Source organism: Pseudomonas sp. SC3(2021) (assembly GCF_019856535.1).
Taxonomy (GTDB): domain Bacteria; phylum Pseudomonadota; class Gammaproteobacteria; order Pseudomonadales; family Pseudomonadaceae; genus Aquipseudomonas; species Aquipseudomonas monsensis.
The window spans coordinates 2,156,757-2,180,778 of sequence record NZ_CP082236.1; the positions used below are offsets into that span (position 1 = coordinate 2,156,757).

A 24,022-nucleotide genomic window follows, 5' to 3' on the forward strand; every position below is an offset into this window, starting at 1 on the left:
AAGCGTCCCCGTTCCGTCCCCTCTCCCGGAGGGAGAGGGAGCCGACCTTATTGTCTTGCGGGATGTATCGACCTGAATAACCGGGTCGATTGTAGATTCGGCAATGCGCGTTCAGGTCGGCGGACTTCTGAAGCATCCCCGTTCAGTCCCCTCTCCCGGAGGGAGAGGGAGCCGACCTTATTGTCCTGCGGGATGTATCGACCTGAATAACCGGGTCGATTGTAGATTCGGCAATGCGCGTTCAGGTCGGCGTACTTCTGAAGCATCCCCGTTCAGTCCCCTCTCCCGGAGGGAGAGGGAGCCGACCTTATTGTCTTGCGGGATGTATCGAGCGGAATAACCGGGTCGATTGTAGATTCGGCAATGCGCGTTCAGGTCGGCGTAGTTCTGAAGCATCCCCCGTTCAGTCCCCTCTCCCTCTGGGAGAGGGTTAGGGTGAGGGCTAGCCGGACACATTGACCGCAGCCGCGCCGCGACGTTGCAGATAGATGAAAAACAGCGCCGTCAGCACCGTCAGCACGCCGACCAGCGCGCCGGTCCACGGCAAATCCGCCAGATCTGCGCCACTGGCAACCACCAACCCGCCGATCCACGCGCCCGTCGCGTTACCAAGATTGAACGCGCTCTGGTTCAAGGTCGAGCCGAGGTTCGGCGCCTCATGGGCCTGGTCGATGATCAGCAGTTGCAGGATCGGGCACAGCGCAAAGGCGAAAATGCCCCACAGCACCAGCGTGATCGCCGCCGGAATCACCGAACGGCTGGTCTGGCTGAACGCCGCCAGAATCACCACCACCGCCAGCGCCACACCCACCAGCGACGGCAACAGACGGCTGTCGGCCAGGCGGCCACCGAGCATGCTGCCACCGGTCAGGCCGACGCCGAACAACAGCAGCATCACCGTCACGCCGTGGGGGCTGACGCCGGTGATGTCCTGCAGGATCGGTGCAATGTACGTGAACACACTGAACAGGCTGGTCGATGCCAGCACGCTCATACCCAGTGCCAGCAACACGTTGACCTTGCCCAGCACCTTGAACTCGCTGGCGAGGTTGGCCTTGTCCATCGCGATGTGTTTCGGCAGCCACAGCCATTGCGCGAGAGCGGCGATCACGCCGATCACCGACACCGCCCAGAAGGTCGAGCGCCAACCGGCGTATTGGCCGAGCGCGGTGCCCAAGGGTACGCCGAGCACATTGGCCAGGGTCAGACCGGTGAACATCATCGCAATGGCCTGCGCGCGTTTGTTCGGTGCGACCAGTCCGGCGGCCACCACCGAGCCAATGCCGAAAAACGCACCGTGACACAACGCGGTGACCACCCGCGCTGCCATCAGCGTCGCGTAGTTCGGCGCGAGTGCGCAGAGCACGTTGCCGAGGATGAACATCAGCGTCATGCCCAGCAACGTCGCCTTGCGCGGCATGTTGGCGGTACCGATGGCGAGGATCGGTGCGCCGAACACCACACCCAGGGCGTACCCGGTAATCAACAGTCCGGCGTGAGGGATGCTTACGGCAAGGTCGCGGGCGACATCGGGCAACAGACCCATGATCACGAATTCAGTCGTGCCGATGCCGAATGCGGCAACAGCGAGTGCAAGCAAGGCGAGTGGCATGCGCAAGGTCTCTGTCAGTAGTCTTGACGCTTTGATCAGGCATACGCAGGCCGACGACCGATCTCGAAGGAGTGCGGTGCCGGCGGGAATTATTGGTATTTTTCTGTGCGCAACTGAGTGCGGCGTGGTCGCTTGCAGTATAAACAGCTGCTGACACATCGCGAATCAATAATCTGACTAATTGGCTGGATAACAACAATAAGGAGTGGGACGTGCTGGCGACAGCTCTGGTGTTGGTGGCGGCGCTGTTGCATGCGGCGTGGAATACCCTGATCAAATTCAGCGCCGAGCGGCTGCTGGTGGTGGCGTGCATGGACACCGTGGCGCTGCTGGTCGTCGCCATTGCGTTGCCGTTCGTGAGCTTGCCGCCGGTTGAAATCTGGCCGTGGATTCTTGCGTCGGCGGCGTTTGAACTGCTCTATCGCTATTTGTTGATTCAGGCCTACCGGGTCGGCGATCTCGGCTTGGTCTATCCGCTGATGCGCGGACTGTCGCCATTGGTGGTGTTGGCGCTGACCCTGATCTTCGCCGGTGAGGTGCTCACCACGCAGCAGATCTTCGGGATCATGTTGATTCCGTTTGGCATGGTTTGCCTGCTCTGGCAGGGCGGCGGCGGGAAACACTTGCCGTGGTCGATGCTGCCGGTGGTGGCGCTGATCGGCTTGTGCATCGGTTGCTACACCTACATAGATGGCCAGGCGTTGCGGCGCTGGTCGCACCCGCTCGATTACCTGGTCTGGGTCACGCTGCTCAGCGCCTGGCCATTTCCACTGCTGGCGTGGGTCGCCAAGCGCCCGGCGTTCATGCAGTTCTGGCGTGAGCAATGGAAGTTGGGGCTGGCCGTCGGGTTCTGCGTGTTGTTCAGCTACGCTCTGGTGCTGTGGGCGATGCAGTTGGGCTCGATTGCGGAAGCGGCGGCATTGCGCGAGATCAGCGTGATTCTGGTGGTGCTGTTCGGCATGCGCTACTTGAAAGAACCTTTCGGCCGGCCACGGCTCTTAGCCTGTGGGCTGGTGCTGATCGGCATGCTGGTCATGAAGTTCTGACCGCTCGCGAATTCTATAACTCGAAAAAAGGACGGCGTTATGACGGTGGCTCTGTGGTGTGTGTTGATCGCGATTTTTCTGCCCTATGTGTGCACGATTGTGGCCAAGGCCGCGGGCGGTTTCCGGCTGAGTGACAACCATGATCCTCGGGATTTTCTCGAAAGCGTGGGCGGCGTGGCACGACGGGCGCATGCAGCGCAACTCAACAGTTTTGAAGTGATGCCGGCGTTTGCCGCCGCGGTGATCGTCGCGCATCTGGTGGGCACGGCGCAGTTGGTGACGGTGAATGTGCTGGCGGTGATGTTTATCACCAGTCGCCTGCTGTACATCATCTGCTACCTGGCGGACTGGGCAATTCTGCGGTCGCTGGTGTGGTTTGTCGGGATGGGGCTGATTGCCGCGTTCTTCTTTGTGTCTGTTTGATTATCGGTGTTGCTGCTGGCCTCATCGCGGGCAAGCCCGCTCCCACAAGGTTTTTTGGTGTACACAAAATATGTGGTCACCATCAATTACTGTGGGAGCGGGCTTGCCCGCGATGGCGATTGATCAGGCAACAAACCTCTCAGGATTTGTCCTTGGGGGCATCCGCCACCTGCGGCACTTGCGGCAGCGCCGTTCCCTTGGGCCAGAGCATCCAGATCTGCCCCTGCTGTTTCATGTCCCCGGCCAGTTGCCCGGCTGCATCGCCCGTGCCCCAGAACAGATCCGCACGCACCTCGCCGGCGATCGCGCCGCCAGTGTCCTGCGCCGCAACCGGGCGAACCAGTGCGGTGCCATCCGGTTTCGTGGTCGACAGCCACAACAGGCTACCCAGCGGAATCACCTTGCGATCGACGGCGGCGCTGTAACCGGCGGTCAGCGGCACATTCAGCGAGCCGCGCGGGCCTTCGTTGCTGTCCGGGTTGCGGGTAAAGAACACGTAGCTCGGGTTGCTGCCTAGCAGTTCCGGAATGCGCGACGGGTTGGCCTTGGCCCAGTTGCTGATCGCGCCCATGGTCACTTCTTCTTTCTTCAACTCGCCCTGTTCCACCAGCCAGCGGCCGATGGGCCGGTACGGGTGACCGTTCTGGTCGGCGTAGGCGATGCGCAGTTGCTTGCCATCCGGTGTCTGAATCCGCCCTGAACCCTGGATCTGCAAAAACTGCAGGTTCATCGGATCGGTCAGGTAGGCCACCACCGGCGCTTTGACGCCTTTGGATTCGATGGTCGCCGCGTCGTCGTAAGGCTTGAGCACTCGACCTTCGAGACGGCCACGCAGGCGTTTGCCCTTGAGTTCGGGATAAATGCTCTCCAGCGAGACGATGATCATGTCTTCCGGCACGCCATACACCGGCACGTTGGCCACGTCGGTGGGCGTCAGGCTGCCAGGGTAGACCGGTTCGTAGTAACCGGTGATCAGGCCGTTGGGGTTGTCATGCTCGGCGCGCAGACCGAACACATCGAGGTTCTGCTTGAGGAACGCGCGAATCTCGTTGGCGCTCTGCGGCACGTTGGTTGCCGCGGCGCACGTGCCACCCCAGACCGGATCAGCTTTGAGTCGGGTGCAGGCGCTGCGCCATGAGCCGAAACCGGCGACCAGATCGCTGTCGGACACCGCCGGCAGGGATTCCCAGGTGGCGCTGGAATAGGTGGCCAAGGCGTGGGTTTTCGGTTTGGCATTGTCGCCGCCTGTACAGCCGGCAAGGATTGCCAGCAGCGGCAGGGTTGCGATCAGTGGGTGACGCCAGGCCTTGAAACGGCTGTTCATGGAGTGATTCCTGTGCCGGTCGCCCGAGTGCTCCATGCGCTCGAACAACCCGTATTTTTAATAGGGCTATTGGTGTTTGTCGGGGAGGCGAGGATACTGGCCGCCGAATTCCGTGACCTGAAGCCGCCATGACTCTTAAACGAATTGCTGTTGTATTGCTGGCCTGCCTGACCCTGTCCGCCTGTGGCGGTGTCGATCCGAATTCCCCGTTGGGCCAGCGCAAGGCGATCTTCAAGCAGATGCTCAAGACCGGCGAAGAGCTCGGTGGCATGTTGCGTGGGCGCATTGCGTTCGACGGGCCGAAGTTCGCCGACGGTGCGGTGAAACTCGATGCGCTGTCCCATGAGCCGTGGAAGCATTTCCCGCAGGTGCGCGAAGCCGATCACACCAGCGCCAAGGACGAAGTCTGGTCGCGTCAGGCCCGTTTTCAGGAACTGGCTCGCAACCTTGAGGCGGCCACCGGTGAATTGGTGATCGCCAGCCAGGTTCAGCCGTACAAGGCCAGCAACCTCGGGCCTGCGGTGCAGAAAGTTGAAGATGCCTGCAGCGCTTGCCATAAGGAATTTCGCGATCATTGATTGCATGAGGGGGGCTGAGACAACTAAGCCCCTGTGGCGAGGGCGCTTGCTCCCTCGCCACAGGGGCATCGGTTACTTGTCGATTTGGTCCAGCGCATCCTGCAGTTCCTTGCGCGACTCGGCGAGCTTGTCCTTGCGCTTGTTGATCTTCTCCGGATCGCCTTTCTTCATGGCTTTGTCGAGGTCAGCCTGACGCTGGCTCACTTCGTGTTTGGCTTCGAGTACCTTGTTTTCGCGTTCTTTCTTCAAGCCAGCGTCGGTGCAGTGTTCAGTCACTTCGCGCAGGGCTGTTTCCAGGCCGGCCTGTTGATCGGCATTGCCGCGGGATTTGGCCTGCTCAATCTGGTTCATGATGCCCTGCTTCTTGGCAGCGCAACCGGTCAGGCCCGGGGCGTCTTCGTCGGCCATCACGGGGGCGGCCATGATGCCGCAAAGGGTCAGCATGGCGAGCGGTGCGAGAAATTTCATAAAAGCTCCATGTGCAAAGGCAATCGGTCGGTTGGGCACTGCGCTGTTGGAGCGCCTCGGGGCCGTTGGGTTCCCGGCGTGCCGGGATCGCGTAGTCAGAAACCGTCGATGCCGGCGGCCTGTAGGGTTTCGCTCAAGGCCAGTACCTGCGGGTCGCGAAAGAATGCGCTCAATTGCGCTGCGCGTCCCGGGCCGATACCGGCTTCAGCCTGCCATTGTTCGGTGTCGCGTCGGGCCAGCGCCTGCCATGAGTCAGGCAGTTGTGCCTGGCCGGTCGGCGGTAACCCCAGCGCTTTCAGCCACTGGCCGAAGGGCCGTTGGCGGGCACTGTGAAAACTGTGAATCAGGCGTTCGCTGCTGCGCTCGCCGAAGCCGGCAATGTTAGCAAGCTCTGGTGCGTCGAGGGTCAACCAATCCAGCAGGTTGTTCAGGTGGCCTGTTTCGAGAAGTTTCTCCCAGGTGCCACGGCCGACATGTTGCATCGCCAGACCTTGCTTGCCACTGAGCCAGGTCAGGCGAGCGAGAAACTGGCTTTCGCAACCGGGTGTCGGTTGCCAGCAACTCAAGGCGTGGAAATCACTGGCGTCGGGGACGTCAATGTCGGCCCGCTCGGTCGTGCGCAGTACTACGCTGTCGAGCCGTGGAATCGTCAGCCCGGCCAGGCTGATTGCCACTTGGTCACCGGGACGGATATCCAAAGTCTGCCAGCGCTTGAGCGAACTGGCGCTCACGCGTTTTATCTCCCGATCATCGAGCATGATCGGCGTCAGCTCCAGCACGGGTGTGATGCGGCCGGTGCGACCGATTTTGAAATTCACTTTGCGCACCTCGGCCAGCGCCTGGGCAAACGGGTATTTCCAGGCCACCGCCCAGTAGGGCGCGCTCGCCTGCCAGCGCTCGGCCGGTGGGCGCTGGCTTTGACGCAGCACAATGCCGTCGCTGGCGAATGGCAGTGGTGACCGATACCAGTGCTCACGCCACTTTTGTGCGTCTTCAAGGTTGGCGATGGCCTGACTGAATGGCGCTGTCGTGGCGAAACCCAGTGTCGCCAACGTCGCTATTCTTTCGGGCAGACTCGCCGGCCCCTGTGGCCAATCCCAGACGAACAGACCGATCCCGGCCGCCTGCTCGACGCTCAGGGTTTTCCGGCTCATCAGTCCGGCAACCGTGGCGCGGGCGTTGACGCTGCCGGCGCGGGCCTGCACATGTCGAGTCAGACGCCAGTAGAGTTCGCCCTGGACCAGCAGATCGAGGGGCTGCGTCAGTTGTTGAGGAATGGCGTGGATCTTTTGCGCTGACGCCGTCCAGTCCTGGCCGCTGCTACCGTCACCGCGACTGATCGCCTGCTGCAACAGACCGCGACGGTAGATCAGCGTCACTGCGACGCCATCGACCTTGGGTTGTACCCAGACATCCCGGCGGTCCTGCAGCCAGGCTTGAACCGCCGCCGCCTCATGAAGTTTATCCAGGCCTGTGTGTGCAACCGGATGCGCGATAGGCCCCGTTGCGCTGCGCAAAGGTTGCGGCGCCGCTGGCCGCTGGAAACACTGTCGCCATTCGTTGAGCCGCAAGCGGGCTTGATCATAGAGGTCGTCGGCAAGCAGCGAACGGCCTTCGCGATGATAGGCTTCGTCCCATTGGTCGATCTGGTTTTGCAGGGCGGTGATTTCGTTTTGCGCGGTGGCGGCAGGCCATTCGGGGCAGGCGGCGTAAGCGATCAGGTGGATGAAACTCAGCAGAACAACTGAAAACAGGCGCAGCGTCGCAAGCATGGTGAGCGTCCTTGCTCAGGGGGAATGCTTGAAGGCTAGGCGAGGATTTTGACGTGGGTTGGCGGGGTGTTTTGCCGGGTGTTTCGGTTGGAAAGTCATGTTGTCTGTTCGGGCATCTAGCGAGCAGGCTCGCTCCCACAGGGTATTGCGCACGCATGAAAAAGCCCCGCACGGCGCGAACCGTGCGGGGCTTTTTTGTACCGCCAGGGCGTCTTACAGACCAGCAGCGGAACGCAAAGCGTCGGCGCGGTCGGTTTTTTCCCAGGTGAAGGTGGTGAAGGTGTCTTCGCCAACTGTCTTGGTCTGCGATGCACGACCGAAGTGGCCGTAGGCTGCAGTTTCCTGGTACATCGGGTGCAGCAGGTCGAGCATGGTGGTGATTGCGTATGGACGCAGGTCGAACACTTCACGCACCAGTTTGATGATCTTGTCATCGCTGATCTTGCCGGTGCCGAAGGTGTTCAGCGAGATCGACGTCGGCTGGGCGACGCCGATCGCGTAGGAAACCTGAATCTCGCAACGCTCGGCCAGGCCGGCAGCGACGATGTTCTTGGCCACGTAACGGCCAGCGTAGGCCGCCGAACGGTCAACCTTCGATGGATCTTTACCGGAGAACGCGCCGCCGCCGTGACGGGCCATGCCGCCGTAGCTGTCGACGATGATCTTGCGACCGGTCAGACCGCAGTCACCTACCGGGCCGCCAATGATGAACTGGCCGGTCGGGTTGATGTGGAACTGGGTGTCCTTGCTCAGCAGTTCGGCAGGCAGCACGTGCTTGACGATCAGCTCCATCACGCCTTCGCGCAGGTCTTTGTACGAGACTTCCGGGTTGTGCTGGGTCGACAGTACAACAGCGTCGATACCCACCACCTTGCCGCCTTCGTAACGGCAAGTCACTTGCGACTTGGCGTCCGGACGCAGCCAAGGCAGCAGACCCGACTTACGGGCTTCGGCCTGGCGCTGCACCAACTGGTGCGAGAAGGTGATCGGCGCAGGCATCAATACGTCGGTTTCGTTACTGGCGTAGCCGAACATCAGGCCCTGGTCGCCGGCGCCCTGATCTTCAGGCTTGGCACGGTCAACACCCTGGTTGATGTCAGGGGACTGCTTGCCGATGATGTTCATCACGCCGCAGGTCGCGCCGTCGAAGCCGACGTCGGAGCTGGTGTAGCCGATGTCGCAGATCACGTCGCGAACGATCTGCTCCAGGTCGACCCAGGCGCTGGTGGTCACTTCACCGGCAACGATGGCAACGCCGGTCTTGACCAGCGTTTCCACAGCCACGCGTGCGTGTTTGTCCTGGGCAATAATGGCGTCCAGCACCGCATCGGAAATCTGGTCGGCGATTTTGTCCGGATGTCCTTCAGACACGGACTCGGAGGTGAAGAGGGAGTATTCGCTCATCTCGATGTTTTCCTGAATTTACCGATGGTGAGTGTCGCCAGCCGGTCGCAGAAAGTGGCGAACCTGGATCTGGAAACCATTACGTAAGCCTACATAGAGGCTGTCCCCGGGAACGAGCCCCGCAGCGGTGGCCCAACGGGCCAAATCGTCCTGTTCAAACCCCAACCACAGATCACCGCAGGCCTCCCTGGCCCAACTCTGGTTGTGGCTACATAACTCTGTCACGAGCAGGCTACCGCCCGGTTGCAGCAGGCCGGCCATGTGCTTGAGCGCTTCGGCCGGCGCGGCGAAATGGTGCAACACCATATTCAATACGACGCAATCGGCCTGAAGGCTGATGCCATTCAATGCATCGGCCAATTGCAGGCTGACGTTAGCCAGTTGTTCACGTTCACATACCTGACGCGCCAGTTCGAGCATCGCCGGGCTGTTGTCCAGCGCGGTGACGGTGCCGAAGCGGCGGGCCAGTTCCGGCAGGAAAGCACCGTCGCCGGGGCCGACTTCAATGGCCGTGGCAGCACCATTGAAGTTCAGTTTGTCGAGCAGGGCCAGCACGCTGTCACGGTATTGCGGCAGGCCTGCGATCAGGTCTTGCTGGGCGCGAAACTTCTCCGCCACACGTGCGAAAAAATCCTGGCTGGCGGCCTCACGTTGTCCGTGTACCTGAGCGATACGCGCCTGCACGTCATCCGGCAGTGCCAGATTGTCGACTTCTTCTAACAATGCCGCGTGCAGCTTGCCGCCGAGCAATTCGGGGTGGGGCAGGGCGCGGCGATAGAAAATCGCGTTGCCTTCGCGGCGTGTCGCCACCAGATCGGCCTGGGCCAGCACCTTGAGGTGGTGGCTCATGCCGGACTGACCGATGCCGAAAATCTGCGCCAGCTCCAGGACCCCGAACGAGTCGTTGGCCAGCGCGCGCAATACATTCAGGCGCAGCGGGTCGCCACCGGCCTTGCACAAGGCCGCCAGCTCGTCGCAATCGTCATGTCGAATGGAAGGCGCGCGTAAGTTCATGGGGCAGCAGTCTAGTGACGGGGCTAAATCCTCGCAAGAGCAATATCAAAAAGTTTTGATATTGCTCGATAGATGGCACTTCTCACCGGCTGGTTAACTCTACAAACGAACAGCGGAAAGGTTTCACCAGCGGAAACCGCCGTTAACCATGGGAAAAACGCCTCCGGATGACTATCTGTCATTGCCCCGAGGCGCTCCGGTGAGGGAAAATGCCCTCCTTTTTTCCGTTTCAATCTATTCACACCCAGGAGATCAGCGATGCCTAGCCGTCGTGAGCGTGCCAACGCCATTCGTGCCCTCAGCATGGATGCCGTGCAAAAAGCCAACAGCGGCCATCCCGGTGCCCCTATGGGTATGGCAGATATCGCCGAAGTGCTTTGGCGCGACTACCTCAAGCACAACCCGAGCAATCCATCGTTCGCCGACCGTGACCGCTTCGTGCTGTCCAACGGCCACGGCTCGATGTTGATCTACTCGCTGCTGCACCTGACCGGTTACGACCTGTCGATCGACGACCTCAAGCAGTTCCGTCAACTGCACAGTCGCACCCCGGGTCACCCGGAATTCGGCTACACCCCGGGCGTTGAAACCACCACCGGCCCGCTGGGTCAGGGTCTGGCCAACGCTGTCGGTTTCGCCCTGGCAGAAAAAGTCCTCGGCGCGCAGTTCAACCGTCCTGGCCACAACATCGTCGACCACCACACCTACGTGTTCCTGGGTGATGGCTGCATGATGGAAGGCATTTCCCACGAAGTCGCTTCCCTGGCCGGTACGCTGGGTCTGGGCAAGCTGATCGCCTTCTACGATGACAACGGTATCTCCATCGACGGCGAAGTCGAAGGCTGGTTCACCGATGACACCCCGAAGCGTTTTGAATCCTACAACTGGCAAGTGATCCGCAATGTTGACGGTCACGACCCGGAAGAGATCAAGACCGCCATCGAAACCGCGCGCAAGAGCCCGCTGCCGACCCTGATCTGCTGCAAGACCACCATCGGTTTCGGTTCGCCGAACAAGCAGGGCAAGGAAGACTGCCACGGTGCCCCGCTGGGTGACGCGGAAATCGCCCTGACCCGCCAGGCGCTGAACTGGAACTACGGCCCGTTCGAAATCCCGGCCGACATTTATGCCGAGTGGGATGCCAAGGAAAAAGGTCGCGCCGCCGAAGCCGAGTGGGATCAGCGTTTCGCGGCCTACTCCGCTGCGTTCCCGACCGAAGCCAACGAGCTGATCCGTCGTCTGAGCGGTGAGCTGCCGGCTGACTTCGCTGAAAAAGCCTCGGCGTACATCGCTGAAGTCGCGGCCAAGGGCGAAACCATCGCCAGCCGTAAAGCCAGCCAGAACACCCTGAACGCTTTCGGCCCGCTGCTGCCGGAAATGCTTGGCGGTTCGGCTGACCTGGCCGGTTCCAACCTGACCCTGTGGAAAGGTTGCAAAGGCGTCAGCGCTGAAGATGCCAGCGGTAACTACATGTACTACGGCGTGCGCGAGTTCGGCATGACCGCGATCATGAACGGCGTGTCCCTGCACGGCGGCCTTGTGCCTTATGGCGCGACCTTCCTGATGTTCATGGAATACGCCCGCAACGCGGTGCGCATGTCGGCGCTGATGAAGAAGCGCGTGATCCATGTCTACACCCACGACTCCATCGGTCTGGGCGAAGACGGCCCGACGCACCAGCCGATCGAACAACTGACCAGCCTGCGCACCACGCCGAACCTCGACACCTGGCGTCCAGCCGATGCCGTGGAATCGGCCGTGGCCTGGAAAAACGCTCTGGAGCGCAAGGACGGCCCATCGGCGCTGATCTTCTCGCGTCAGAACCTGCAACACCAGGAACGCGATGCCGGCCAGATTGCCGACATCAGCCGCGGTGGCTACGTGCTGAAGGACTGCGCAGGCGAGCCTGAGCTGATCCTGATCGCCACGGGTTCGGAAGTCGGTCTGGCCGTTCAGGCCTTCGACAAACTGACCGAGCAAGGTCGCAAGGTGCGTGTGGTGTCCATGCCGTGCACCAGCGTGTTCGATGCTCAGGACGCCGGCTACAAGCAATCGGTGCTGCCGTTGCAGGTCAGCGCACGTATCGCGATCGAAGCGGCACACGCCGACTTCTGGTTCAAGTACGTGGGCCTGGAAGGTCGCGTGATCGGCATGACCACCTACGGTGAGTCGGCGCCGGCTTCGGCATTGTTCGAAGAGTTCGGTTTTACCCTGGAAAACATCCTGGGTCAGGCTGAAGAGCTGCTGGAAGACTAAGTCCGACAGTTGTGTTGTCTGGGCTGACGCCTTCGCGAGCAAGCTCGCTCCCACATTGGAATGCATTTCCCTGTGGGAGCGAGCTTGCTCGCGAAAGCGTTGGTTCGGGCAACGTCGCACTGCCTGATTCACCACGGTAATCGAGAACCCCATGCCTCAACCGCGTCCCTACAAAGTTGCACTCAACGGCTACGGCCGGATTGGTCGTTGCGTCTTGCGTGCGTTGTTTGAGCGAGGCGAAAAAGCCGGGTTTGAAATTGTCGCAATCAACGATCTGGCGGACATGGCCAGCATCGAATACCTGACACGCTTCGACTCCACGCACGGCCGCTTTCCCGGCGAAGTGCGAGTAGATGGCGACTGTCTGCATATTAATGGCGACTGCGTGAAGGTTCTGCGCAGTGCCACCCCCGAAGGCATTGATTGGGCGTCGCTGGGCGTCGATCTGGTGCTCGAATGCTCCGGCGCTTACCACACCCGTGAAGACGGCCAGCGGTTCCTCGACGCCGGTGCGCCACGGGTATTGTTCTCGCAGCCGATGGCCAGCGAGGCGGATGTCGACGCCACCATCGTCTACGGCGTCAATCAGGACTGCCTGACCGGCGACGAACTGCTGGTGTCCAACGCCTCCTGCACCACCAACTGCGGCGTGCCGCTGTTGCGCCTGCTGGACAAGGCGATCGGCCTCGATTACGTGTCGATCACCACGATTCACTCGGCGATGAACGATCAACCAGTGATCGACGCCTATCACCACGAAGACCTGCGCCGCACCCGTTCGGCGTTCCAGTCGGTGATTCCGGTGTCCACCGGTCTGGCGCGTGGTATCGAGCGCCTGTTGCCGGAACTTGCCGGGCGAATTCAGGCCAAAGCCGTACGCGTGCCGACGGTCAACGTGTCCTGCCTCGACATCACGATGCAGACCGCCACGGCGACCGATGCCAATGAGGTCAACCGGATCCTGCGCGAAGCCGCCTCCAGCGGCCCGCTCAAAGGTCTGCTGGCTTACACCGAGCTTCCCCACGCAAGCTGTGATTTTAATCATGACCCACATTCGACCATCGTCGATGCCAGTCAGACCCGTGTTTCCGGCCCCAGGCTGGTGAACATCCTGGCCTGGTTCGACAACGAGTGGGGGTTTGCCAACCGAATGCTGGACGTTGCAGAACACTATCTGCAAACAGCAACTTCAAAAAAACCGTAGGAAGTGCGACCCATGACCGTGTTGAAGATGTCCGACCTCGATCTGCAAGGTAAGCGCGTATTGATCCGCGAAGACCTCAACGTCCCAGTCAAGGACGGTGTTGTCACCAGCGATGCGCGTATCCTGGCTTCGCTGCCGACCATCAAGCTGGCCCTGGAAAAAGGTGCGGCCGTGATGGTCTGCTCGCACCTGGGCCGTCCGACCGAAGGCGAGTTCTCCGCCGAGAACAGCCTCAAGCCAGTCGCTGACTACCTGAGCAAGGCCTTGGGCCGTGAAGTGCCGCTGGTGGCCGATTACCTGGGCGGTGTTGACGTCAAGGCCGGCGACATCGTGCTGTTCGAAAACGTGCGCTTCAACAAGGGCGAGAAAAAGAACGCCGACGACCTGGCCCAGCAATACGCCGCCCTGTGCGACGTGTTCGTGATGGATGCCTTCGGCACCGCACACCGCGCCGAAGGTTCGACCCACGGCGTGGCCAAGTTCGCCAAGGTGGCCGCTGCCGGCCCGCTGCTGGCCGCTGAACTGGACGCACTGGGCAAGGCGCTGGGCGCACCGGCCAAGCCGATGGCGGCCATCGTTGCCGGCTCCAAGGTCTCGACCAAACTCGACGTACTCAACAGCCTGAGCCAGATCTGCGATCAACTGATCGTTGGCGGCGGCATCGCCAACACTTTCCTCGCAGCGGCCGGTCACCCGGTCGGCAAGTCGCTGTACGAACCGGATCTGCTCGACACCGCGCGCGCCATCGCTGCCAAGGTCAGCGTGCCACTGCCGGTTGACGTAGTCGTTGCCAAAGAATTCGCGGAAAGCGCCGAAGCGACCGTGAAGCTGATCGCTGACGTCGCGGCTGACGACATGATCCTGGACATCGGCCCGCAAACCGCAGCCAACTTCGCCGAACTGCTGAAGTCGTCGAAAACCATCCTGTGGAACGGCCCGGTCGGCGTGTTCGAATTCGACCAGTTCGGCAACGGCACCAAAGTGCTGGCCCAGGCCATCGCTGAAAGCTCGGCATTCTCCATCGCGGGCGGTGGCGACACTCTGGCGGCGATTGATAAATATGGCGTGGCTGAGCAAATCTCCTACATTTCCACCGGGGGTGGCGCGTTCCTCGAATTCGTCGAAGGCAAGGTGCTGCCGGCCGTTGAAGTCCTGGAAAGCCGGGCCAAGGCCTGAGGCCGCCCGTTTGGCCAGGCAAAGGAGTGTTTTCATGGTCAAGTCGTTAGCGCTGTTGTTGCTGACCGGTACGCTGGCGGCCTGCGGGAGTAACCCGAAGGCCGAGGCGACGCCTGCGCCGGGTGCGGCGCAGAAAGGCTGCTATCAGGCCGACTGGCAGGCCGAAACCAACCCGGTGCTGAACAAGCGCTCGGGGCCGGACGGTCTGGACAAATACGAGACGCAAACCCCGGCCAAGGAACATGGTTGTCCTTGACCGGTCTGACTCTATAACTCAGGGCTGACGGCGTGCGCCTTCAGTCGAGGAACACGGATGAAAGGCTTGATCGCCATTGCGGCGTTGGCATTGTTGGGCGGTTGCGCGCAGATGAACCTGTTCCAGCCCTCCGCCCCGGCGGATAACTGGACCACCTGGACCTGCGACAGCCAGGCCAAAGTGCTGTGGCGCTACGCCGATGCCGGCCAGAAGGAAGTCGACGTTCGACTCGGCGGCGGTGATCAGGTCTATCGCCTGAAAGAAGAGCCGGGCGCCTCGGGTACGCTGTACAGCGACGGCATGCTGGCGTTTCACCTCAAGGGTGACGAAGGCCTGGTGTACTGGGTCGCCACCAATGACCTGATCGGCCGCGGCTGCAAGGCGCAGTAATTGACACACCACAGATCCAATGTGGAAACCGATCCAACTGTGGGAGCGAGCTTGCTCGCGAAAGCGGTGGATCAGCTTGCATCAATGTTGAATGCCAAGTCGCATTCGCGAGCAAGCTCGCTCCCACAGGTGTTCTGTGTCGTTCAGAAGATTTAGGTAACACCGAATCACCGGACCGGGCCTCGACCCCCGATCTGCAATCACTTGAATAGCCGCCGCCGCTCCGGCAGGCTGGCACGATTAACGACCCTCAACCGGGAGAGAGACACACAATGGCACTTATCAGCATGCGCCAGATGTTGGACCACGCAGCCGAGTTCGGCTACGGCGTTCCAGCCTTCAACGTCAACAACCTTGAGCAGATGCGCGCCATCATGGAAGCCGCTGACAAGACTGACTCCCCGGTGATCGTCCAGGCTTCGGCCGGCGCCCGCAAATACGCTGGTGCACCGTTCCTGCGTCACCTGATCCTGGCCGCGATCGAAGAATTCCCGCATATCCCGGTGTGCATGCACCAGGACCACGGCACCAGCCCTGACGTCTGCCAGCGCTCGATCCAGCTGGGCTTCAGCTCGGTGATGATGGACGGCTCGCTGGGCGAAGACGGCAAGACCCCGACCGATTACGACTACAACGTCCGCGTTACCCAACAAACCGTGGCCATGGCTCACGCCTGCGGCGTTTCGGTAGAAGGCGAGCTGGGCTGCCTGGGTTCGCTGGAAACCGGCATGGCCGGTGAAGAAGACGGCATCGGCGCCGAAGGTGTTCTGGATCACAGCCAAATGCTGACCGATCCGGAAGAAGCCGCTGATTTCGTAAAACGCACTCAGGTCGATGCCCTGGCCATCGCCATCGGCACCAGCCACGGCGCCTACAAGTTCACCAAGCCACCTACCGGCGACGTGCTGGCGATCGACCGCATCAAGGAAATCCACAAGCGCATCCCGAACACCCACCTGGTGATGCACGGTTCCTCGTCGGTGCCACAAGAGTGGCTGGCGATCATCAACCAGTACGGCGGCGACATCAAAGAAACCTACGGCGTACCGGTTGAAGAAATCGTCGAAGGCATCAAGTACGGCGTGCGCAAGGTCAACATCGACACCGACCTGCGCCTGGCGTCCACCGGTGCGATGCGTCGCCTGATGGCCACCAACCCGAGCGAATTCGACCCACGTAAGTTCTTCGGCGCCACCGTGACCGCAATGCGTGACGTGTGTATCGCTCGTTATGAAGCGTTCGGCACTGCCGGTAATGCTTCGAAGATCAAACCGATCTCGCTGGAAGCGATGTACCAGCGTTATCTGAAGGGTGAGTTGAACGCCAAGGTCAACTAAGCCTTTGGTTTCTCCTGTGTTATAAAAAAACCCGCCGTGAGGCGGGTTTTTTGTGCGCTGTTGTTACCCTTTTGTGAAGTTCATATTGTAGGTTTTACCCACATTCGGCCCGCCTGATACAACCTTGACAGTACCGCTCAACTTATTGTCGTTGGCGTCGGCCGATTTCAAGCTGATGGTGAGTGAGCTGTCGCCATGTCCATATTCATCTCCATCTGAGGCCTTTGCTTTGGCTTGAAGATTAAAGGACCTTGAGTTCTTCGCGGTATAGCTTCCAGTGACGGTAAAGTTAAGCCCGTAATATTGCATTTTGCCGTTATTTAACTGTCCATTTTGTTGGCTTGGTTCGTCAAATGTAAGCGTGGCGCAATTGCTTTCACCTGTATCAGAGACTGTACCTTGGTAAGTAGGCATTATGTTCACCATTCGTTCGCGATATTTAAGGTTCGGGCTACACGTCAGTCCGAAGTGGATTTTTTTTCGTATCACGTTGATGAGGTTAAGTTGATGGCGTTTTTTTGTAACCTGATAGAAGTGACAGTTTCTTATATCAATTCGCAATGCTTTGATCGGGGGATTAATAAAGTCGGTATAAGGTGTGGGCCAAAAAAAGCACAGATTTATTATTGTCATCTTCGATTTTGCGTAAGCGTGCGCACTATTTCGCAGGTCGCCTTCTAGAGTGCTGAGAAATCCGCATCCCGTGATGTTCTCAATGTCGTCTGTGAAACGCGAACTGCCCGTCAAATGCCCGCGTTGAGGCGTCCCTCCTATCAACTGCAATTCGGAAGGTGGCGTGTGACTTTCCCACAGGATGCCCGAGCGTCCTTCGCGCTTATTGCGATAGCGCGTCATGCGGCCTGCCAAGCCTTTCATCAGCGGTCCAAACGCGGAAGTTGAACTCTATATTCCATAGGTCGGATCGTGCGGTGGCTAATTCGAATTCGATATTGATACCTGTCAGGTTTGACAGTGGTCGTTTTTATTGTTTGCGCACAGGCTTGGGGTTTAACTTGGTAATGGAGGACTGACTCATGAGCGAAAATTTAAGTTTTTTAATATGTACTAAGACTGAGGCGGGTTATTCGAATTTTATTTGTTACACCTGTTACTTCTGACAGTGGTCAATGCTGAAAAGCTACGTGATTATATGAACTCATTCACGAGAGGGTTTCGAGATGGAAAAGTATGTGTTTGATCCGCAAGATGGGTTCCTGCAGAACGCGCAGGGTGAACAGTACGCACCTAATCAGAATCCAAATATGGGAAAAGTCCCAATGACAGCGCCAGTGTTGGATGAGCAATTCAACAAATGGCTCCATGCACCTGGAAATAGTTGCACTTGTGGGTGTAGTGGAGGTTGGAGCGCCTCGGCAGGCAGTCTTATTGAGTAAATTGAACAGCGCTTATGGGCGTCCCACTTTTTTATTGGATTTTCCCTGAAGAAACCCGCCTTGTGGCGGGTTTCTTCGTGGAGGGCTAGTGCTCCAACTCCACATGATCGAGTGCCTGATTCACCGCCAGTTCCCCCAGCATGACCACTTGTGCAATGCCCAGTGCAGTCTTGCGGTGCGAGGTATCGAGCGTTGCGGCGAAGTTGTTGAGCATTTCGCTGGCGGAGCCCAGGGTTTCGCTGGCGTTGGCCAGCAGGGATTCGGTGTTGTACTTCGGGTTGGCGAGGTACATGGGGTCGGGTTTATGCGTGCTCGCCATGATGAGGGCGGCGGGGTTGAGGTAATGGTCAAGGGCGCGTTCGGCGGCGTCGCTGAGTTTTTTTGAGTCGAGGGATTCGTAAGGGGAGGCCGGGTCGGTGACCGGCGGGTGAGGCGTTGATTTAGTCATAAGCTGAAAACTCCTGTTAGAGCCGCTTCGCCTTCTCTACTAAAAGAAGGGTGGCAGCTGTGCGCAGGTTAGTAGACCGGGGAGTATTCAGCATTTACCGGCGCGCCGAAGCGCCCTGCACACAGCCACCATCAAGTCGGACAGCAATCACCGACGGATGCGCTTTGCACATTACTGAAAACACCACGGGCTACTAAACCCGATCACTGGAAATCAGTGACGCGAATCAAGTTACCGACGGCCCGCCAGGCGCACAAGCCGGCGGATTCTGGCGTACCCGTAGGCATCGACGCAAGCTGTTGTAGGCATCCGGAAGTAACCGCATGAGCCTTTAAACAAAGGTGTTTAAGTGGCGTAGGCGAGGGCCTTGTGGCGAGGGGATTTATCCCCGATGGACTGCGCAGCAGGCCCCAGCTTTCAGTGCAGGGCGGGGGCCGCTGCGCGACCCAACGGGGATAAATCCCCTCGCCACAGGTTTTTACCAGACCCCGAGCATCGGGGGGGCAGTGCTAGTCATGTTGTTATTTGTCGTGGTCGATATCCAGTTTGGAGAAGGTCACCTGGCCACCTTCGCTGGTGTAGCCCGTGTTGTCCTGCACATACACGCCGGCCTTGAAGTACAGCGGCTTGTTGCGCCACGTGGCGCTGATTTGTGAATCCCACTGGTAACCCGCCGCACTCACACCCAGTGCGCCGCCGGGGCTCAAGTGGATGAGGTAGTTGAATTCGTTGTTCAGTTTGATCCCGGTGGCGAGGGTGATAACGCGGCTTTCGTCGTCATCGGGGTGCATGCGCACCTTGATCACCAGGTTGCCGGTCGCGGTTTTGGTCTTGTACTGGTATTCGAGTTTGACCATCGGCTTCTGGCTTTCGTAGGCGTGGATCTGGCCAATGACGATCTTGCCGGAACTGGGGACCTTGTTCACCGCGAGGGTGGCGCGCAGCAGGTTGTCGGCGTCGGGGTAGTACCAGTTGCGCAAGGTGCCGTTGCTGAAGGTTTCGCGCAGTTCGGTGCGCGGGTAGATGGCGTTTTCGGTTTTTGACCCGGTGACCGGTGACCAGAAAAACAAGGTGCCGGTGTCGGAATGGAAGTATTGATCTTTGAAGCCGTTCACCAGTTTGGAGGTTTCGACGGTGTATGGCGGGCTGCCAACGGGAACGCTGAGGTTCCAGGTTGCGAGATCGATCATGTCGGTTCTTCCACTCGGTTCATCCTGTACGCGGGTGCCAGAAGCTCTAGCTCGCGCCTTTTGGGGCGGCCTTTATAAGCGTAGAGAGATTTTTTGTTAATGCCCGCTTGGCGGATGATTGACGTCAACATCCTGTCGAAATGCCATCTCTGCCGGTTTCCGGGGGCTTCAGCGGTGACCGTTAGTCGGCAAACTCACGCTTTGGTTAAATGATGGCTTGATGACAGCTTCTGCTTTTTCGGATCCACGACTAGAGTGAAGGCTCGATGTGTGTACGGTTTTACCGGAATCGCCCTGAAGTCCCGACAAGAGAAGCAGCATGGAATGCGCGCAACCCCCGCCAGGTGAAGGCAGCTCTGTCCTTTTGATCGTTGATGATTACCCTGAAAACCTGATCAGCATGCGCGCGTTGCTGCAACGTCAGGATTGGCACGTCATCACCGCAGCCTCGGGTTTCGAAGCGCTCAATCTGCTGCTCACTCACGATGTCGATCTGGTGCTGCTGGACGTGCAGATGCCGGGCATGGACGGCTTTGAAGTGGCGCGATTGATGCGCGGCAGCCAGCGCACGCGCCTCACGCCGATTATTTTCCTGACCGCCAATGAACAATCCCAGGACGCCGTGATCAAGGGCTATGCCAGTGGTGCGGTGGATTACCTGTTCAAACCCTTCGACCCGCAGATCCTCAAGCCGAAAGTGCAGGCGTTGCTGGAACACCAGCGCAATCGCCGGGCCTTGCAGCGTTTGTCCCATGATCTGGAAGTGGCCAGGGCCTTCAATGCGTCGGTGCTGGACAACGCGGCCGAAGGCATTCTGGTGCTCGGCGAGGATGGCTTGATCCGCTTCGCCAACCCGGCGATTTCACGGTTGCTCAACGCGCCGGTGAAGGAGCTGGAGGGTAAGGAATTTCTCGATTACTTGCAGAAACCGCACATTCCGTTGTGGGCCGATTCTGAATTCAAGGGCAGCTACAAACGCGGCGAAACCCTGCGCCTGCATGACGCTTTGCTGCGTACTGCTCCGGGCCAGCAGGTGCCGGTGGCGCTGTCCTGTGCGCCGTTACCCGCCGAGCAGCAGGCGATGGTGGTCACGGTGCTGGATATGTCGGTGGTGCGTCATCTGCATCAGCAGCTGGAATTTCAGGCCGTCACCGATCCATTGACCGGGTTGCTCAATCGTCGCGGTTTTTATCAGACGGTGGAAAACCTGTTGTTGCGTGGCGAACGTAATGACAGCAGTTGGGTGTTGCTGTACCTGGACCTCGACGGTTTCAAACGCGTCAATGACTCGCTCGGGCATGATGCCGGTGACCGCGTACTGCGCTGGGTGTCCGAGCAATTGAAGGCGTGTTTGCGCCCGTTCGATATTCTTGCGCGCATGGGCGGCGACGAGTTCACGGCGCTGCTGGATCTGGAGTTTCCCGAGCAGGCGGCGAAGATTGCCGAGAAGCTCATCGAGCGTGTGTCGATCTGTCAGCAAATCGAAGGGCTGGACATCGCCCTCGGCGCCAGTATCGGCATCGCCACTTATCCCGATTGCGGATCGAATCTGGATGGCTTGCTGCGTGCCTCCGACATAGCCATGTACGAAGCCAAGCGCGCCGGGCGTCAGCAATATCGTTTTTACGATCACGAAATGAACGGCCGGGCCCGCTCACGACTGATGCTCGAAGAAAGCGTGCGCAGCGCCATTGAGAACCGCGACTTCAATCTGGTCTATCAGCCGCAAGTGGCGATCGACACCGGGCAGATTCGTGGCTTCGAGGCGCTATTGCGCTGGCAGCACCCGAGCGTCGGCGATGTGCCACCGGGCCTGTTCCTGCCGTTGCTGGAGGAGGCGCGGCTGATCAGCCGCCTCGGCAGCTGGATTTATCATCGTGGCGCCGGCCAGCGCAAAGCCTGGGAAACCCTGTTCGCCGAAGATCTGGTCCTGGGGGTGAGTTTGAGCAACACCCAGTTCAGCCTGCCGAATCTGGTCACCGAATTGCGTCAGGTCATGGAGCGACATGCCTTGCAGCCGCGGCAGCTGGAGGTCGAGGTGACCGAAGAAGCCTTGATGCAAAACCCCGATGAAACCCGCAAGCAACTGCGCCTGCTGCGTAATCTCGGGGTGCGTGTGGCACTCGATGACTTCGGCTCCGGACCCTGTTCGCTGGCGCATCTGCGTGATCTGGAACTGGATACGCTCAAGCTCGACCGCCATCTGATTGCGCGCTTGCCGGACTCCCAGCGCGATGCGTCGCTGGTCAGTACGGTGATCAATCTGTGCAAACAGTACGGTTTGCTGGTGATCGCCGAGGGGGTCGAAACCATTGAGCAGTACCAATGGCTGCAAGCTCATGGCTGTGAATACGTGCAGGGTTTTCTTGTGGCACGGCCATTGATCGCCGAAGACGCCGCCAGTTTCGCCGAGCCCTTCGACTGGAGCGCGCTGCCCGGTTGAATTCGCTACACTGGCGCACCTTTTTGCGAACCGTGTCGCCCGTCATGACTGTGTTGAAGTACCTCCAGGCCTATCCCGCGCCATTGCAGGACCAGGTGCGCCAACTGATTGCCGAAGGGCGTCTGGGCGATTACCTGAGCCAACGCTATCCGGGGCGCCACGATGTGCAGAGCGACAAAGCGTTGTACAGCTACGCGCTGGACCTGAAGCAGGAATACCTGCGCAACGCGCCCGCTATCGACAAGGTGCTGTTCGATAACCGCCTCGACCTGACTCACCGCGCCCTCGGCCTGCACACCACGGTGTCGCGGGTGCAGGGTGGCAAGCTCAAGGCGAAGAAAGAGATCCGTATCGCCTCGTTGTTCAAGGACGCCGCGCCGGACTTCCTGAAAATGATCGTGGTGCACGAACTGGCGCACTTCAAGGAATCGGATCACAACAAGGCGTTCTATAAATTGTGCGAGCACATGCTGCCGGGGTATCACCAGGTCGAGTTCGATCTGCGGGTGTATCTGACGTGGCGGGATATGCAGGCTTAACAGTACGCAACCAGGAAGGTGTGGATGGACGTCAGCAAGACCAAAAGCAGTTTCTACCGCCGCTTGTACGTGGCGTACCTGATCGACAGCGGTCTGGCGCCGAGTGTGCCGACACTGACCGAAGTGACTGGCATGCCCCGGCGCACGGCGCAGGACACGATTGCCGCGCTGGCGGATCTGGATATCGTCTGTGAATTCGAGCAGGAAGAGGGCGCGCGTAATCACGCCGGGCGCTATCGGATTCGTGAGTGGGGGGCGATTGATCGCGGGTGGATCGAGCGTAATTTGCGGCAGATCAAGGCTGTTCTGGAGTATCCCTGAAAAAAGCCCCTCACCCTAGCCCTCTCCCGGAGGGAGAGGGGACCGATTGGGGGATATTGGAGAGGTACGCCGACCTGAAATTGTCGCTGTGAATCCATAATCGACGCGGTTTTTCAGGTCGATGTCTGACGCAAGACAATAAGGTCAGTCCCCTCTCCCGGAGGGAGAGGGGACCGATTAGGGGATATTGGAGAGGTACGCCGACCTGAAATTGTCGCTGTGAATCCATAATCGACGCGGTTTTTCAGGTCGATGTCTGACGCAAGACAATAAGGTCAGTCCCCTCTCCCGGAGGGAGAGGGGACCGATTGGGGGATATTGGAGAGGTACGCCGACCTGAAATTGTCGCTGTGAATCCATAATCGACGCGGTTTTTCAGGTCGATGTCTGACGCAAGACAATAAGGTCAGTCCCCTCTCCCGGAGGGAGAGGGGATTGATTGGGGGATATTGGAGAGGTACGCCGACCTGAAGTTGTCGCCTGTGAATCCATCATCGACGTGGTTTTTCAGGTCGATGTCTGACGCAAGACAATAAGGTCAGTCCCCTCTCCCGGAGGGAGAGGGGATTGATTGGGGGATATTGGAGAGGTACGCCGATCTGAAATTGTCGCTGTGAATCCATAATCGACGCGGTTTTTCAGGTCGATGTCTGACGCAAGACAATAAGGTCAGTCCCCTCTCCCGGAGGGAGAGGGGACCGGTTGGGGGATATTGGAGAGGTACGCCGACCTGAAATTGTCGCTGTGAATCCATAATCGACGCGTTTTTTCAGGTCGATGTCTGACGCAAGACAATAAGGTCAGTCCCCTCTCCCTCTGGGAGAGGGCTAGGGTGAGGGCTGTTCAGGAACGACGCATCCCGATATGCGGAATGTCATCCTCCAGATACTCCTCACCCGCCACCACAAAGCCGTACTTGCCGTAATACCCCTGCAAATGTGCCTGTGCCGACAGGTAGATCGGCACCTGTGGCCAATGCTTCTCGGCCTGTTTCAGCGCCTGTTCCATCATTTCGTGGCCGAGCCCTTTGCCGCGCCCCTGCGGCGCCGTGACCACGCGGCCGATCACCACGTCACCGCCCTGGGATTCCGGGTCCAGCAGGCGCAGGTACGCCACCAACTGATCATTGTCCCAACCCATCAAATGGTAGGTGTCGCCCTCCAGATCCTGACCATCGAGATCCGGATACGCACATTTCTGTTCGACCACGAACACTTCCGAGCGCAATTTCAGAAGCGCGTACAGCTGCTCTTTACCCAGGTCGCTGTGATGTTTGCAGATCCACTCGATAGTCATTTGCCGATTCCTTGAACGTGTCGCCCGATACTAAGCGCACGCGCCAAAGATGTCTGTATGGCGTAAGAGTCTGTGACAAAGGTCAAAATGCCATCATTCCTTTCTCGCAGCCTTGTCTTCTTTGTGTAATC

Annotated in this window: 22 protein-coding genes; 12 read left to right on the forward strand and 10 right to left on the reverse strand. The window is 59.4% G+C overall.

Annotated elements, in window-relative coordinates; all coding sequences use genetic code 11:
* Window positions 1-442 precede the first annotated feature (442 nt).
* Window positions 443-1,612: an MFS transporter gene (locus K5Y35_RS09560; RefSeq protein ID WP_222834135.1), complete on the reverse strand. Its 1,170-nt coding sequence runs from the start codon at window positions 1,610-1,612 to the stop codon at window positions 443-445.
* 212 nt (window positions 1,613-1,824) lie between these two features.
* Here K5Y35_RS09560 and K5Y35_RS09565 point away from each other — a divergent pair, with 212 nt between their 5' ends.
* A complete protein-coding gene (locus K5Y35_RS09565) occupies window positions 1,825-2,658 on the forward strand; it encodes an EamA family transporter (protein ID WP_123469488.1) in 834 nt (277 codons plus the stop codon).
* Between the two features lie 39 nt (window positions 2,659-2,697).
* A complete protein-coding gene (locus K5Y35_RS09570; RefSeq protein ID WP_123469486.1) occupies window positions 2,698-3,081 on the forward strand; it encodes an MAPEG family protein in 384 nt (127 codons plus the stop codon).
* A 139-nt stretch (window positions 3,082-3,220) separates the two neighbouring features.
* On the opposite strand, the gene K5Y35_RS09575 is transcribed toward K5Y35_RS09570, so the two are convergent.
* Window positions 3,221-4,405 (reverse strand): murein transglycosylase A, encoded by a 1,185-nt coding sequence (locus K5Y35_RS09575; RefSeq protein WP_222834136.1) that lies wholly within the window; start codon window positions 4,403-4,405, stop codon window positions 3,221-3,223.
* 128 nt (window positions 4,406-4,533) lie between these two features.
* On the opposite strand from K5Y35_RS09575, the gene K5Y35_RS09580 reads away from it, so the two are divergent.
* Complete coding sequence (locus K5Y35_RS09580; protein WP_128616115.1) at window positions 4,534-4,983, forward strand: c-type cytochrome; 450 nt, start codon at window positions 4,534-4,536, stop codon at window positions 4,981-4,983.
* Window positions 4,984-5,055: 72 nt separating this feature from the next.
* On the opposite strand, the gene K5Y35_RS09585 is transcribed toward K5Y35_RS09580, so the two are convergent.
* From K5Y35_RS09585 to K5Y35_RS09600, 4 genes are all read right to left on the reverse strand, one after another.
* Window positions 5,056-5,451 carry a DUF1090 domain-containing protein gene (locus K5Y35_RS09585; RefSeq protein WP_123469479.1) on the reverse strand — a complete coding sequence of 132 codons (396 nt, stop codon included), beginning with the start codon at window positions 5,449-5,451 and terminating at the stop codon, window positions 5,056-5,058.
* Window positions 5,452-5,546: 95 nt separating this feature from the next.
* Complete coding sequence (ligB, locus tag K5Y35_RS09590) at window positions 5,547-7,223, reverse strand: NAD-dependent DNA ligase LigB (protein WP_222834137.1); 1,677 nt, start codon at window positions 7,221-7,223, stop codon at window positions 5,547-5,549.
* 213 nt (window positions 7,224-7,436) lie between these two features.
* Window positions 7,437-8,627: a methionine adenosyltransferase gene (metK, locus tag K5Y35_RS09595; RefSeq protein WP_123469475.1), complete on the reverse strand. Its 1,191-nt coding sequence runs from the start codon at window positions 8,625-8,627 to the stop codon at window positions 7,437-7,439.
* 18 nt (window positions 8,628-8,645) lie between these two features.
* Entirely contained in the window at window positions 8,646-9,641 is a 996-nt protein-coding gene (locus K5Y35_RS09600) for an ArsR/SmtB family transcription factor (protein ID WP_123469473.1), read from the reverse strand.
* 258 nt (window positions 9,642-9,899) lie between these two features.
* Here K5Y35_RS09600 and tkt point away from each other — a divergent pair, with 258 nt between their 5' ends.
* The 6 genes from tkt (at window position 9,900) to fba (ending at window position 16,260) form a co-directional block, all read left to right on the forward strand.
* On the forward strand, window positions 9,900-11,897 hold the full coding sequence (tkt, locus tag K5Y35_RS09605; protein WP_123469471.1) for a transketolase: 1,998 nt from the start codon (window positions 9,900-9,902) through the stop codon (window positions 11,895-11,897).
* Between the two features lie 151 nt (window positions 11,898-12,048).
* On the forward strand, window positions 12,049-13,101 hold the full coding sequence (gene epd / locus K5Y35_RS09610; RefSeq protein WP_222834138.1) for an erythrose-4-phosphate dehydrogenase: 1,053 nt from the start codon (window positions 12,049-12,051) through the stop codon (window positions 13,099-13,101).
* A 12-nt stretch (window positions 13,102-13,113) separates the two neighbouring features.
* Window positions 13,114-14,277 (forward strand): phosphoglycerate kinase, encoded by a 1,164-nt coding sequence (locus K5Y35_RS09615; RefSeq protein ID WP_123469465.1) that lies wholly within the window; start codon window positions 13,114-13,116, stop codon window positions 14,275-14,277.
* A 34-nt stretch (window positions 14,278-14,311) separates the two neighbouring features.
* Window positions 14,312-14,533 carry a hypothetical protein gene (locus K5Y35_RS09620; protein ID WP_025109191.1) on the forward strand — a complete coding sequence of 74 codons (222 nt, stop codon included), beginning with the start codon at window positions 14,312-14,314 and terminating at the stop codon, window positions 14,531-14,533.
* A 57-nt stretch (window positions 14,534-14,590) separates the two neighbouring features.
* Window positions 14,591-14,923, forward strand: a complete 333-nt coding sequence (locus K5Y35_RS09625) for an MliC family protein (RefSeq protein WP_123469463.1) — start codon at window positions 14,591-14,593, stop codon at window positions 14,921-14,923.
* A 272-nt stretch (window positions 14,924-15,195) separates the two neighbouring features.
* Window positions 15,196-16,260 (forward strand): class II fructose-bisphosphate aldolase, encoded by a 1,065-nt coding sequence (fba, locus tag K5Y35_RS09630; protein ID WP_007913760.1) that lies wholly within the window; start codon window positions 15,196-15,198, stop codon window positions 16,258-16,260.
* 63 nt (window positions 16,261-16,323) lie between these two features.
* Here fba and K5Y35_RS28015 read toward each other — a convergent pair whose 3' ends face one another.
* From K5Y35_RS28015 to K5Y35_RS09650, 3 genes are all read right to left on the reverse strand, one after another.
* A complete protein-coding gene (locus K5Y35_RS28015) occupies window positions 16,324-17,136 on the reverse strand; it encodes a hypothetical protein (protein WP_315985727.1) in 813 nt (270 codons plus the stop codon).
* Window positions 17,137-17,739: 603 nt separating this feature from the next.
* Window positions 17,740-18,102, reverse strand: a complete 363-nt coding sequence (locus K5Y35_RS09645; protein ID WP_186748650.1) for a DUF6124 family protein — start codon at window positions 18,100-18,102, stop codon at window positions 17,740-17,742.
* 521 nt (window positions 18,103-18,623) lie between these two features.
* On the reverse strand, window positions 18,624-19,292 hold the full coding sequence (locus K5Y35_RS09650) for a polysaccharide lyase family 7 protein (RefSeq protein ID WP_123469457.1): 669 nt from the start codon (window positions 19,290-19,292) through the stop codon (window positions 18,624-18,626).
* Between the two features lie 319 nt (window positions 19,293-19,611).
* Between K5Y35_RS09650 and K5Y35_RS09655 the strand changes: the two genes are divergently transcribed.
* From K5Y35_RS09655 to K5Y35_RS09665, 3 genes are read left to right on the forward strand one after another with little or no spacing between them, the layout of a single operon-like run.
* Window positions 19,612-21,735 carry a putative bifunctional diguanylate cyclase/phosphodiesterase gene (locus K5Y35_RS09655; RefSeq protein ID WP_123469455.1) on the forward strand — a complete coding sequence of 708 codons (2,124 nt, stop codon included), beginning with the start codon at window positions 19,612-19,614 and terminating at the stop codon, window positions 21,733-21,735.
* Window positions 21,736-21,779: 44 nt separating this feature from the next.
* Complete coding sequence (locus tag K5Y35_RS09660) at window positions 21,780-22,274, forward strand: M48 family metallopeptidase (protein ID WP_123469453.1); 495 nt, start codon at window positions 21,780-21,782, stop codon at window positions 22,272-22,274.
* Between the two features lie 24 nt (window positions 22,275-22,298).
* Window positions 22,299-22,595 carry a helix-turn-helix domain-containing protein gene (locus tag K5Y35_RS09665; RefSeq protein ID WP_007913779.1) on the forward strand — a complete coding sequence of 99 codons (297 nt, stop codon included), beginning with the start codon at window positions 22,299-22,301 and terminating at the stop codon, window positions 22,593-22,595.
* Window positions 22,596-23,438: 843 nt separating this feature from the next.
* On the opposite strand, the gene K5Y35_RS09670 is transcribed toward K5Y35_RS09665, so the two are convergent.
* Entirely contained in the window at window positions 23,439-23,891 is a 453-nt protein-coding gene (locus K5Y35_RS09670; RefSeq protein ID WP_128616479.1) for a GNAT family N-acetyltransferase, read from the reverse strand.
* Between the last annotated feature and the right edge of the window lie 131 nt (window positions 23,892-24,022).